The sequence below is a fragment of the Hominisplanchenecus faecis genome, from assembly GCF_020687205.1.
Classification (GTDB): Bacteria; Bacillota; Clostridia; order Lachnospirales; family Lachnospiraceae; genus Hominisplanchenecus; species Hominisplanchenecus faecis.
This window is the reverse complement of sequence record NZ_JAJEQE010000012.1, coordinates 17989-30613: the sequence shown is the minus strand read 5'-3', so window position 1 is coordinate 30613 and position 12625 is coordinate 17989. Positions and strand designations below refer to the sequence as shown.

13 protein-coding genes are annotated in these 12625 nt (G+C 46.3%); 10 read left to right on the top strand and 3 right to left on the bottom strand.

From position 1 onward, the window contains the following. The first annotated feature begins 6 nt into the window (after positions 1–6). Both LKD42_RS05395 and trpS read left to right on the top strand, forming a co-directional pair. Complete coding sequence (locus LKD42_RS05395; protein WP_147631839.1) at positions 7–1209, top strand: class I SAM-dependent rRNA methyltransferase; 1203 nt, start codon at positions 7–9, stop codon at positions 1207–1209. A 267-nt stretch (positions 1210–1476) separates the two neighbouring features. Beyond that, positions 1477–2574 (top strand): tryptophan--tRNA ligase, encoded by a 1098-nt coding sequence (gene trpS / locus LKD42_RS05390; protein WP_147631840.1) that lies wholly within the window; start codon positions 1477–1479, stop codon positions 2572–2574. Positions 2575–2584: 10 nt separating this feature from the next. On the opposite strand, the gene LKD42_RS05385 is transcribed toward trpS, so the two are convergent. Together LKD42_RS05385 and LKD42_RS05380 are read right to left on the bottom strand one after the other, a co-directional pair. Beyond that, the gene (locus LKD42_RS05385) at positions 2585–2959 is read right to left on the bottom strand and encodes a sensor histidine kinase (RefSeq protein WP_248835030.1); all 375 of its coding nucleotides are present in this window, start codon (positions 2957–2959) and stop codon (positions 2585–2587) included. Beyond that, positions 2956–3147, bottom strand: a complete 192-nt coding sequence (locus LKD42_RS05380; RefSeq protein ID WP_331464816.1) for a helix-turn-helix domain-containing protein — start codon at positions 3145–3147, stop codon at positions 2956–2958. Before LKD42_RS05380 ends, LKD42_RS05385 begins: the two co-directional genes overlap by 4 nt. A gap of 323 nt (positions 3148–3470) precedes the next feature. On the opposite strand from LKD42_RS05380, the gene LKD42_RS05375 reads away from it, so the two are divergent. Then, a complete protein-coding gene (locus LKD42_RS05375) occupies positions 3471–5690 on the top strand; it encodes a DNA topoisomerase III (RefSeq protein WP_248835029.1) in 2220 nt (739 codons plus the stop codon). Positions 5691–5723: 33 nt separating this feature from the next. Here LKD42_RS05375 and LKD42_RS05370 read toward each other — a convergent pair whose 3' ends face one another. Next, a complete protein-coding gene (locus LKD42_RS05370) occupies positions 5724–6572 on the bottom strand; it encodes a putative manganese transporter (protein WP_147631843.1) in 849 nt (282 codons plus the stop codon). Positions 6573–6872: 300 nt separating this feature from the next. Between LKD42_RS05370 and pyrH the strand changes: the two genes are divergently transcribed. From pyrH to rplM, 7 genes are all read left to right on the top strand, one after another. Then, positions 6873–7568, top strand: coding sequence for a UMP kinase (gene pyrH, locus LKD42_RS05365; RefSeq protein WP_022118735.1), 696 nt, complete (start codon positions 6873–6875; stop codon positions 7566–7568). Between the two features lie 25 nt (positions 7569–7593). Beyond that, the gene (gene frr / locus LKD42_RS05360) at positions 7594–8148 is read left to right on the top strand and encodes a ribosome recycling factor (RefSeq protein ID WP_147631844.1); all 555 of its coding nucleotides are present in this window, start codon (positions 7594–7596) and stop codon (positions 8146–8148) included. 81 nt (positions 8149–8229) lie between these two features. Beyond that, positions 8230–8937 (top strand): undecaprenyl pyrophosphate synthase, encoded by a 708-nt coding sequence (locus tag LKD42_RS05355; RefSeq protein WP_173897611.1) that lies wholly within the window; start codon positions 8230–8232, stop codon positions 8935–8937. A gap of 3 nt (positions 8938–8940) precedes the next feature. Continuing rightward, entirely contained in the window at positions 8941–9750 is an 810-nt protein-coding gene (locus LKD42_RS05350) for a phosphatidate cytidylyltransferase (protein ID WP_022118732.1), read from the top strand. A gap of 10 nt (positions 9751–9760) precedes the next feature. Further along, the gene (gene dxr, locus LKD42_RS05345; protein WP_173896210.1) at positions 9761–10906 is read left to right on the top strand and encodes a 1-deoxy-D-xylulose-5-phosphate reductoisomerase; all 1146 of its coding nucleotides are present in this window, start codon (positions 9761–9763) and stop codon (positions 10904–10906) included. A 1-nt stretch (position 10907) separates the two neighbouring features. After that, a complete protein-coding gene (gene rseP / locus LKD42_RS05340) occupies positions 10908–11942 on the top strand; it encodes an RIP metalloprotease RseP (protein ID WP_147631848.1) in 1035 nt (344 codons plus the stop codon). 244 nt (positions 11943–12186) lie between these two features. Continuing rightward, complete coding sequence (gene rplM, locus LKD42_RS05335) at positions 12187–12615, top strand: 50S ribosomal protein L13 (protein ID WP_022118729.1); 429 nt, start codon at positions 12187–12189, stop codon at positions 12613–12615. Positions 12616–12625 lie beyond the last annotated feature (10 nt).

The window sequence follows — 12625 nt, the reverse complement described above, 5'->3', positions numbered from 1 at the left end:
AAAAGAATGAGCGAAGCAATCGTTACCCTGAAAAAGGGCGAAGGAAGAATGTTGAAATCAGGAGGACTGTGGATCTTTGACAATGAGATCGCAAGTATCCTCGGAAGCTTTGAGGACGGAGATATCGTGGCAGTACATGATTTTGACGGCTACGGACTTGGCAAAGGCTTTATCAACCGCAATTCCAAAATCCGTGTGCGGATGATGACAAGAAACCGTCATCAGGAGATTGATGAGGCGTTTCTGAAGATGCGTGTGCAGGAGGCATGGGATTACCGCAAAAAAGTCAGCGATACCGGAAGCTGCCGTGTGATCTTCGGCGAGGCAGACTTTCTGCCGGGACTGGTGGTAGATAAATTTTCCGATGTGCTGGTCGTACAGTCCCTGGCACTTGGGATTGACCGCCTGAAAGATCAGATCGTGGAGCTGCTAAAAGAAGTCCTGGCAGCAGACGGCATCAAGATCCGCGGTGTCTATGAGCGAAGCGATGCAAAAGTACGCCGTCAGGAAGGCATGGAGCTGTACAAGGGATTTATCGGAGAGGCGTTTGATACCAACGTGGAGATCGAAGAAAACGGTGTCCGCTACATGGTCGATGTCAAAGACGGACAGAAAACAGGATTCTTCCTCGATCAGAAATACAACCGAAAAGCGATCCAGCATCTCTGCAAAGATGCAAAAGTGCTCGACTGCTTTACACACACCGGATCCTTTGCCTTAAATGCCGGATACGGCGGGGCAAAAGAAGTGACCGGAGTTGATGCTTCCGAACTTGCCGTAGAGCAGGCAATACTGAACTCCAAGTTAAACGGCATGGAGGACCGCGTGAAATTTATCTGCCGAGATGTCTTTGAGCTTCTCCCGGAACTGGAAGAAAAAGGGGAGAAATTCGATGTGGTCATCCTCGATCCGCCGGCTTTCACCAAGTCCAGAAATTCCGTAAAAAATGCCGTGAAAGGCTACCGTGAGATCAACCTGCGTGCGATGAAACTGGTGCGTGACGGAGGTTTCCTGGCAACGTGTTCCTGCTCACACTTTATGACCTATGAACTGTTCACACAGACCATCCATCAGGCGGCAAGAAATGTCCACAAACGCCTGCGTCAGGTCGAGTACCGCACCCAGGCACCGGATCACCCGATTTTGTGGGCGGCAGAAGAGTCCTATTATCTGAAGTTTTATGTGTTCCAGGTGGTGGATGAGAAGTGATTTTGTAAAATAGTCACGCCATAATGATTCGAAAATAATCCAAATGGGAAAATCCTGGCAGCATGTTAAGTGAAATCCGCCGAAGACGGATATTCTCAAATTAAAGTAATGAAAACAGACTCCTGTATCAAGAAAGAATACAGGAGTCTGTTTTTTGGCAGAGTGGAAAAAAGGATTGACGTTGCAGCCTCGTCTGTTCTATACTAGAGGACAGAGAAATCAGATGATTAAATGCGGTTTTCAGGCTGCATTTCAGGAGGAATAAAGATGGAAAAGATCATTTTGACCGGCGACAGACCGACCGGCAGACTTCACGTAGGACATTATGTTGGATCTCTGAAACGCAGAGTTGAGCTGCAGAATTCCGGAGAGTACGACAAGATTTTTATCATGATCGCAGATGCACAGGCACTGACGGACAATGCAGACAATCCGGAGAAGATCCGTCAGAATATTATTGAGGTAGCACTGGATTATCTTTCCTGCGGACTGGATCCGGAAAAATGTACGATTTTTATTCAGTCACAGGTTCCGGAGCTGGCAGAGCTCTCCTTTTTCTATATGAATCTGGTTACTGTTTCCAGACTGCAGAGAAACCCAACCGTTAAGACTGAGATTCAGATGCGTAATTTTGAGACAAGCATCCCGGTAGGATTTTTCACCTACCCGATCAGCCAGGCATCCGATATCACAGCTTTCAAGGCAACGACTGTTCCGGTAGGAGAAGATCAGCTGCCGATGATCGAGCAGGCAAGAGAGATCGTCCGCAAATTCAACAGCGTATACGGCGAGACACTGGTAGAGCCGACCGCACTGATCCCGGAGAATGAAGTATGCTGCCGCCTGCCGGGTACGGACGGTAAGGCGAAGATGAGCAAGTCTCTTGGCAACTGCATCTATCTGTCCGATACAGAAGAAGAAGTTCGCCAGAAGATCATGAGTATGTACACCGATCCGAACCATATCAAAGTGTCTGATCCGGGTAGCGTAGAAGGAAACGCAGTCTTTACTTATCTGGATGCATTCAGCAGACCGGAACATTTTGAGCGTTACCTGCCGGACTATAAAAATCTGGATGAGCTGAAAGCACATTATCAGAGGGGCGGACTTGGAGATGTAAAAGTAAAACGTTTCCTCAATGCTGTGATGCAGGAAGAGCTGGGACCGATCCGTGCAAAAAGAAAAGAGCTGGAACAGCACATTCCGGAGATCTATGAGATCCTGAAAAAAGGAAGCGAAGAAGCAAGAAAAGCAGCAGCAGAAACGATGGCTGAAGTGAAGCGTGCGATGCGTATCAATTATTTTGAAGATGCAGCACTGATCCAGGAACAGTCAGAGCGTTTTGCAGCTAAACATGAGAAATAAATATCAGAAATCAGGCAGATTCTTTTTCTTTTGACACAGGAAATGTGACCGTAAAAGAAGTACCGAGATTTTTGGCACTGACCACCGTGATCTTAGCACGGTGGTTTTTTGCTATGGTCTGAGCGATGGCAAGACCAAGTCCATAACCGCCGTCCGTGCGGGCTCGCGATTTGTCGGTGCGGTAAAAGCGTTCAAACAGATGTGGCAGGTCTTCTTCCGGGATGGCCTTTCCGATATTGTGGACAGAATGCCGGATTACTATTTCACTTTCTGCACGAAAAGCGTGTACACGGGTGAAACAGAACATGCCAAGCACCACACAGAGGATCACGGCAACCAGGGACATGTTGATGATCACAAATTTGCGACGCAGTTTTTTGATCATGATGTTTCCTCACTTTCCAGCCGGTAGCAGACTTTGCGGACAGTTCCGATCGTGACTTTCGAATCCAGATAGTGGAATTTCTTGCGTAAGAACGAAATATAAGCCTCCACATTGTTGCTTTCGGCAGCAGATAAGATCAGACATTGCAAACAGTGCCTGCGAATGAATATTATAATTGATGATGCCATACGAATTGCTCTGTACTGCGTACTTGCGAAATTCTGTAACCCTGGCATCATCAGTATAGCATAAAAAACTGAAAACAGGCTGAAATATATCACAGTCAGATATTTGATCAAATCAGGCAAGTTCTCTGCTTTCATTGAGAGTATCCGCTTGACTCTCCGATTAAAATATGTTCGACTTAAACTTCGTGACATGAGCGAAAATTTCGTTTACAATAGATTTCAGATCCGCACAAGGAACAAAGCAAACAAGTTCAGATATCATACACAGCGACTGATCATCAGATAAAACCCAAAACAAAATAGAAGAAAAGAGGAAGAAGCATATGAAATCATTAGTGATCGCAGAAAAACCTTCTGTGGCAAGAGATATTGCAAGAGTTTTACATTGCAGCAAAAACATTCCGGGAGCACTCGAGGGGGACAAGTACATTGTAACCTGGGCACTGGGACATCTGGTGACGCTTGCAGATCCGGAAGAATACGATAAAAAATACAGCAAATGGGACATGGAAACACTGCCGATGATGCCGGAAAAAATGCAGCTTGTTGTTATCAGACAGACGGCAAAGCAATATGGGCTTGTGAAAAAGCAGCTGTTCCGCAAGGATGTAAATCAGATTATCATTGCGACCGATGCCGGAAGAGAAGGAGAGTTGGTAGCACGCTGGATTTTGGAAAAATCAGAATGCAAAAAGCCGATCAAACGTCTGTGGATCTCCTCAGTCACAGACAAAGCCATCCGCGAAGGATTTGCAAACCTGCGTGACGGCAGAGCGTACAACAATCTTTACCATGCGGCAAAAGCCAGGGCAGAAGCGGACTGGCTGGTCGGCATCAACGCTACCAGAGCGATGACCTGCAAATACAATGCACAGTTGTCCTGCGGCCGTGTCCAGACACCGACGCTTGCGATGGTGGCACACCGCGAGAAAGAGATCCGCAGTTTTGTACCGAAGGAATATTATGGCATGCAGATTTTATCCGGCGGCGTGCGTTTCACCTGGAAAGATGCAAAAAGCTCCGGTTACTGCACATTTCAGAAACAGAGAATGGATGAAATTGAGAAAAAAGTAAAAGCAGAGATCAAAAGCGGCAAAAAAATGATCATCAAAGAGGTGAAAACAACAGCAAAGAAAACATTTGCACCGGGGCTTTATGATCTGACGGAGCTGCAAAGAGATGCCAACAAACGTTTTGGATATTCGGCAAAAGAGACCTTAAATATCATGCAGCGTCTCTATGAAAGCCATAAAGTGCTGACCTATCCGCGAACCGATTCCAGATATATCACAACCGATGTGGCAGATACCTTAAAAGAACGTTTAAAAGCATGCAGCGTCGGACCTTACCGTAAACTGGCAGGAAGCCTTTCCATGCGTCCGATCCGCAAAAATGCTTCTTTTGTGGACAATAAAAAAGTGACGGATCACCATGCGATCATTCCGACCGAGCAGTTTGTGGATCTGCAGACGATGACAAACGAAGAGCGTAAGGTCTATGATCTGGTAGTACGTAGATTCCTGGCAGTACTGCTTCCGGCATTTGAGTATGATCAGACCGTATTTACCGGCGGGCTGGCAGGAGAGAGTTTTACGGCAAAAGGTAAGGTTGTGAAGAGCCAGGGCTGGAAAGAAGCCTATGAAAATCTTGAAACGGATGAAGAATGGGAAGAAGCGGACGATTTGGCAGCGGCACCGAAAGAACAGACGCTGCCGTCCGTGAAAAAGGGCGATAGTATGCCGGTCGCAAAAGTGACAGTTACAACCGGAAAGACAACGCCGCCGGCTTATTTTACGGAGGCAACGCTGCTCTCCGCCATGGAAAATCCGGTCCGCTACATGGAAAGCAAAGATGCAAAAGCGGCAAAAACACTGGGTGAGACGGGCGGACTTGGTACGGTAGCGACAAGAGCCGATATCATTGATAAATTGTTTAACTCTTTCCTGATGGAGAAAAAGGGAAATGAGATCCATGTGACCGGAAAAGGAAAACAGCTGCTGGAGCTTGTTCCGTCCGAACTGAAGAAACCGGAGCTGACGGCAGCCTGGGAAATGAAACTTTCCGGCATTGCAAAAGGAAACTTACAGGAAAAAGCATTTATTGAAGAAATCAGCGATTATACCGAAGAACTGATCCGTGAGATCAAGGCAGGCACACAGACCTTCCGCCACGATAACCTGACCAACAAGAAATGCCCGCAGTGCGGCAAAAGACTGCTTGCGGTCAATGGAAAGAACAGCAAAATGCTGGTATGTCAGGACAGGGAATGCGGCTATCGGGAAACTCTTTCCAGAACATCCAATGCGAGATGCCCGAAATGCCATAAAAAGATGGAACTGTACGGAAAAGGAGAAGATCAGACATTTATCTGCAAATGCGGATACAAAGAGAAACTTTCAGCATTTAAAAACCGAAGAGAAAAGGAAGGAGCAGGTGTCAGCAAACGGGATGTGCAGAGTTATCTGAAAAAACAGCAAAAAGAAGCCGCCGAACCGTTAAATAACGCGTTTGCGGCGGCTTTTGCCAAACTGGACATCAAATAGAAGCCAGAGTGCCTGTAAGCGGATGCGGATGTTTTATCCGATCAGCTGCAGGATCATTCCGGCGATCACAGCGATCAGATAGAGAATACCGGTAATGGCAAAACATTCTTTTTTATTCCGACTGGTTTTAAACAAGACTACAAGTCCAATTCCGGCACCGGTGCACAGACCGGCAACGGCAGAACCAAAACTAATCGCACCTTCCAGGAAGAGCTGCGTGATCAGGATAGAAGCTGCACAGTTCGGAATCAGCCCAAGCAGTGCAGTCAGAAACGGCTGGAAGACAGTCCCGCCAAGCAGGGCTTTCGAGAGTGATTCCAGCCCGATCCCTTCGAGCAGGAGATTCAGAACGGCATTGAACACAAGGATAAAAGCAAAAAGCTTTAACGTGTGATTCAGTGCCGGCCTTATAATACCGTGATGATCGTGACATCCGCAGTGGTCACAGAGATCCTCGACGTGTTTCTGAGGATGTCTCCATCTGTTCCAGATAAAATCAACCAGATATCCGGCAGGAATGGCGATGATCAGTTTGGCGAGCAGAAGCTTTCCGACCACACCGGCCCGATCCGGATGTGCAAGAAGGATCAGAATCGCTTCATCCGAAGTGGATAAGTATACAGCGATCAAGGTTCCGACTGTGACAATGCCTCCGCAGTAAAGGCTTGAGATCAGAGTGGAAAATCCACACTGAGGGATGCAGCCAAGCAGGGATGCGATGGCCGGTCCGCCTTTTTTGTGCTGAAAGAAATGCGTCAGCCGGTTACTGGAATAGTGTTCGAGGGCTTCCAGGATCAGAAAAGCTACAAATAAAAAGGGAAGCATGCGAAGACTGTCAAGCAGTGCGTCCAGTGCAGCATCCAGAAATAAAGTTGCATTCATATGATATCTCCCATATTCAGGTTATGTTTCTGAGTTACCGGGTATCCGACGGGCAACAGATCGTATGCTGTGCGGATACCAAGCGTGATTATAACAAAAACGCGGGAAAAAGTATAGCAAAATTTGCGGAGGTTCTCTTCCGGTGCAAAAAAATATGCCGACCGAAGGAAAAAACCGTGGAAGTACTCGGAGAATTCTTAGTTGTAGTTTCAAAGGAAATATGATATACTCTCAGCAGAAAGTTTCAGGTAAACAGACACATAAACTGTCTCGAAACAAAAAAACAGATTGAGGTGCAGAATGAAAAGAGTATTATTGAAATTAAGCGGCGAAGCACTTGCAGGTGATAAACATATGGGCTTTGATGAGCCGACCGTTACAAAAGTAGCAAAACAGGTAAAAGAGATTGTCGATGCAGGTCTGGAAGTCAGCATCGTGATCGGCGGCGGTAACTTCTGGAGAGGCCGCTCCAGTGAGAATATCGACCGCACAAAAGCGGATCAGATCGGAATGCTGGCAACGGTCATGAACTGCATTTATGTATCGGAGATCTTCCGTTCTGTCGGAATGAAAACACAGATCCTGACACCGTTTGCATGCGGAGCGTTTACAAAACTTTTCTCAAAAGACCGTGTCAATAAATATTTTGAAAAAGGGATTGTATCTTTCTTTGCAGGAGGTACCGGACATCCGTATTTTTCCACCGATACAGCAACCGTGCTTCGTGCCATTGAGATTGAGGCAGATGTGATCCTGCTCGCAAAATCCATTGATGGTGTATATGACAGTGATCCGAAGACCAACCCAGATGCAAAAAAATACGATGAAATCTCTATTCAGGAAGTCATCGACCGCAAACTGGGCGTAGTAGATATGGCAGCGTCCATTCTCTGCATGGAAAACAAGATGCCGATGCTTGTTTTCGGGCTGAACGAAGAGAACAGCATAGTCAATACCGTAAACGGCAAATTCAACGGAACAAAAGTTACCGTATAATACCAGAATACAGGAGGAATCAGAAATGGATGAAAGAATCAAAGCATACGATGTCAAAATGACAAAATCATATAACAATCTGCTCGAAGAGTTCGGAGCGATCCGTGCAGGTCGTGCCAATCCGCACGTACTGGATCGTATCACCGTAGAGTACTACGGAACACCGACGCCACTTCAGCAGGTAGGAAACGTTACCGTTCCGGAGCCGCGTATGATCCAGATCCAGCCGTGGGATGCATCTCTGATCAAAGAGATCTGCAAAGCGATCCAGACATCCGACCTTGGCATCAATCCGAATACCGACGGAAAAGTGATCCGTCTGGTATTCCCGGAACTGACAGAGGAACGAAGAAAAGATCTGGTAAAAGAAGTGAAGAAAAAAGGCGAGGGTGCAAAAGTTGCTGTTCGCAATATCAGACGTGACGCAAACGATGCATTCAAGAAACTTGGAAAGGGAAAAGAGGTATCCGAGGACGAAGTCAAAGAGCTGGAAGAAAATGTCCAGAAGCTGACAGACAAGTACATCAAGGATATCGACAAGGCTATCGAGGAGAAATCAAAAGAGATCATGACCGTGTAGTCTTAGAAGGTAAATATTGGGTAAATACAGGGATGTTGCAGTGTGGCATCCCTGCTTTTTTGCACACAGGAGGTTTTGTGTATGAATATTCCACAACATGTAGCAATCATTCTGGACGGCAACGGACGCTGGGCAAAGAGCAAAGGGATGCCGCGTAATTACGGGCATGTACGCGGTGCCAAGAATCTGGAAAAAATCTGCCGTGACGCTTATGATATCGGCATCAAATATCTGACGGTCTATCTGTTTTCGACTGAGAACTGGAAACGTTCCAGAGAAGAAGTTGACGGGCTGATGAAGCTTTTCCGAAGCTATACAAAGACCTGTATCAAGACAGCAAGGGAAAATAATATGAAAGTCCGTGTTCTCGGAGATCCGACGGCACTTGCAGATGATCTGCAGGAGAGCTTAAAAGAATTGGTTGAGTCTTCCAAAAACAATACCGGGCTGAATTTTAACCTTGCGATCAACTATGGAAGCCGTGATGAGATCGTGCGTGCGATCCGTCAGCTCAGCCAGGACTGCGTAGACGGGGCAGTAAAACCGGAAGACATCACAGAAGATCTTTTCTCTGCATATCTGGATACGAGAGAGATACCGGATCCGGATCTTCTGATTCGCACCAGCGGTGAGCTGCGTCTGTCCAACTATCTGCTGTGGCAGCTGGCTTATTCGGAGTTCTATTTCACGGAAGTTCCGTGGCCGGCATTCAATAAAGAAGAACTGTTAAAGGCCATTGAGAAATATAATGGAAGAGAACGCAGATATGGCGGTGTGAAAGGAGAATAAGATATGTTTGTGACAAGACTTATCAGCGGTATCGTTCTGGTGGCAGTGGCACTTCTGACAATCTGCAGCGGAGGCTGGATTTTGTACGGAACACTGACCATCGTATCGCTGATCGGTATGTTTGAACTGTACCGTGCAGTGAAGGTACAGAAACAGGGTGAAAACCTGCTGGCAGTGGTGGGATATCTGGGCGTGATCTTACATTATATTCTGCTGAGTCTCGGATATTCGGAGTATGCGATGATGAACCTGATCATTGTGCTGATCGCCATGATGTTTGTCTATGTGTTTTCTTATCCAAAATATCATGCAGAACAGGTGATGGCAGCCTTTTTCGGTGTGGTCTATGTGGGTGTCATGCTGTCCTACATTTATCAGACCAGGATGATCCGCGACGGAGCATTTCTTGTATGGCTGATCTTTCTGTGTTCCTGGGGATGTGATACCTGTGCTTACTGTGTCGGCATGCTGATCGGGAAACACAAAATGTCTCCGGTTTTAAGCCCGAAGAAATCCGTGGAAGGAGCCGTCGGCGGTGTTGTCGGTGCGGCACTTCTGGGAGCCATCTATGCGGCAGTCGTAGGCAGTCATCTGGAGGCAGAAAATCCGGTGATCACCTATGCGATCATCTGTGCAGTCGGAGCACTGATCTCCATGGTCGGAGATCTGGCAGCATCAGCGATCAAGCGTAATCACAACATCAAAGACTACGGTACACTGATACCGGGACATGGCGGGATCATGGATCGTTTTGACAGTGTGATCTTTACTGCACCGGTTATTTATTATCTTTCCATGTTTATGATGAGATAAGGAGGAACAAATGAAAAATATAGCAGTTTTGGGTTCAACCGGATCGATCGGAACGCAGACGCTGGATGTGGTGCGTGCCAATCCGGAAAGGCTCTGCGTAAAAGCACTGGCAGCAGGTCATAATATTACACAGCTGGAGAGCCAGATCCGCGAGTTTCATCCGCAGATTGCAGCTGTCTGGGACGAAGAAAAAGCAAAGGAGCTGCGGATCTGTACCGCAGACCTTCCGGTGAAGATCGTTTCCGGCATGGAGGGACTTCTTGAGATCGCACAAATGGAAGAAGCAGAAGTGCTGGTGACAGCGATCGTTGGCATGATCGGGATACGCCCGACCATTGCAGCAATAAAAGCAGGAAAGGATATTGCACTTGCAAACAAAGAGACACTTGTAACTGCCGGTCATATCATTATGCCTCTGGCAAAAGAATACAACGTAAAGATCCTTCCGGTGGACAGCGAGCACAGTGCGATTTTCCAGTCCTTAAACGGAGAAAAGAAAACACAGATCGACAAAATCCTGCTGACAGCATCCGGCGGTCCGTTCCGCGGAAAAGATAAAGCATTTCTGAAACATGTGCAGCTTGAGGATGCACTGAAACATCCAAACTGGTCGATGGGACATAAGATCACGATTGATTCTGCGAGTATGGTAAACAAAGGACTGGAAGTGATGGAGGCAAAATGGCTGTTTGATGTGGAACTGGATCAGATCCAGGTTGTGATCCAGCCGCAGAGCATCATCCATTCCATGGTGCAGTACAAAGACGGTGCGGTGATCGCCCAGCTTGGAACCCCGGATATGAAGCTTCCGATCCAGTATGCACTGTTCTATCCAGATCGGGAATATCTGGCCGGAGAACGTCTGGATTTCTGGAGCCTGTCACAGATCACCTTCGAAAAACCGGATATGGAGAATTTCGAAGGACTTCCGCTGGCCTTTGCAGCGGCAAAAGCAGGCGGCTCCATGCCGACTGTATTTAATGCGGCAAACGAGCGTGCAGTCAGCAAATTTTTGAACCGCAAGATCGGTTTTCTGGATATTTACGAGATCATCAAAACCTGTATGGATGCACACAAAGTGATTGAAGCTCCAACGGTGGAACAGATCCTGCAGTGTGAACAGGAAACTTATGAAATGATTGAAAGCAGGTGGTAAATTGAGCATAATTATAGCATTGTTGATCTTCAGCCTGATTGTTCTTTTTCACGAATTCGGACATTTCCTGCTGGCGAAGAAAAATGGCATTACGGTTGTGGAATTTTCTCTGGGAATGGGACCGAGACTGTTAAGCTTTGACAAAGGAGGAACAAAATATTCCTGGAAACTTCTGCCGTTTGGCGGTTCCTGCATGATGCTTGGAGAAGATGAAGGAACGATGGAACCGGGAGCATTTGCAGCGGCATCCGTATGGGCAAGGATTTCAGTTATTGCAGCAGGTCCGGTATTTAACTTTATCCTGGCATTTGTACTGTCCCTGTTTATTATAGGAAGTATCGGGTACGATAAACCGGTGATCCTGCAGGTGAGTGACGGATACCCGGCAGCAGAAGCAGGCCTGAAAGAAGGCGATATTGTTAAAAAGATCAATCACAGCAATATCCATGTGGCAAGAGAAGTAACCAACTATGTGACCTTTCATCAGAAACAGTCCGTGACGATGACGGTAGAACGCGACGGCAAAGATATCACCGTTCAGATGGATCCGGTTGCAAATGAGAGCGGTCGTTACATTTTCGGTATCAGCTGCAGTTCCAATTACCGCGAAAAATGCGGTATCCTCGGCACCTTGAAATACAGTGCCTATGAAGTAAAATATTGGATTCAGCTGACAATCGAGAGTATTAAAATGCTCTTTACCGGTCAGGCGAGCATCAATGATATGTCCGGTCCGGTCGGTGTTGTGAGTTACATCGGAGAGACGTATCAGGAGTCACAGTCCTCCGGAGGTTTCTATGTATGGCTGAATATGCTGAACATATCGATCCTTCTGACAGCAAACCTGGGTGTCATGAACCTTCTGCCAATCCCGGCACTGGACGGCGGCAGACTGGTCTTTCTGATCATTGAGCTGATCCGTGGGAAACGGATCGATCCCGAGAAAGAAGGAATGGTACATTTTGTCGGACTGATGCTTCTGATGCTTTTGATGGTAGTGGTGATGTTCAATGATGTGAGGAAAATCTTCTTTTAAGTGTTAAGATGTTGAGGTTAAAAATTAAAACTGCGATACCGGTGGATCATTCCGTGCTTTGCAGACTCACAATCGTAAAAAAGGTTCATAAGAATCGTAAAAAATGTAAAAAAAGGTTGACACACACGGGTCTGTATAATATAATTAAGCAATGTGACGAAGTATGTAAATGTCTGATCCAAGCCCCGGTAACGACATTTTACTATAGAAACTCATAATGGAATATCAATCAGGAGGTTACCCCATGAAAAGTTATATGGCTAGTCCAGCAACAATCGAAAGAAAATGGTATGTAGTGGACGCAACAGGATATACATTAGGTAGATTAGCATCAGAAGTAGCAAAGATCTTAAGAGGTAAAAACAAACCGATCTTTACTCCGTTTATCGATACAGGTGATTATGTAATCATCACAAACGCAGACAAAATCAAAGTAACAGGTAAAAAACTGGAACAGAAAGTTTACTACAGACATTCCGACTACGTTGGAGGAATGAAAGAGACAACTCTGAAAGAAATGTTAAACAAGAAACCGGAAAGAGTTATCGAACTGGCAGTTAAAGGTATGCTTCCAAAAGGACCTCTGGGAAGAGAAATGTACAAAAAACTTTTTGTATATGCTGGTCCGGATCACAAACATGCAGCTCAGAAGCCAGAAGTATTAACATTTTAACAGGAGGTAA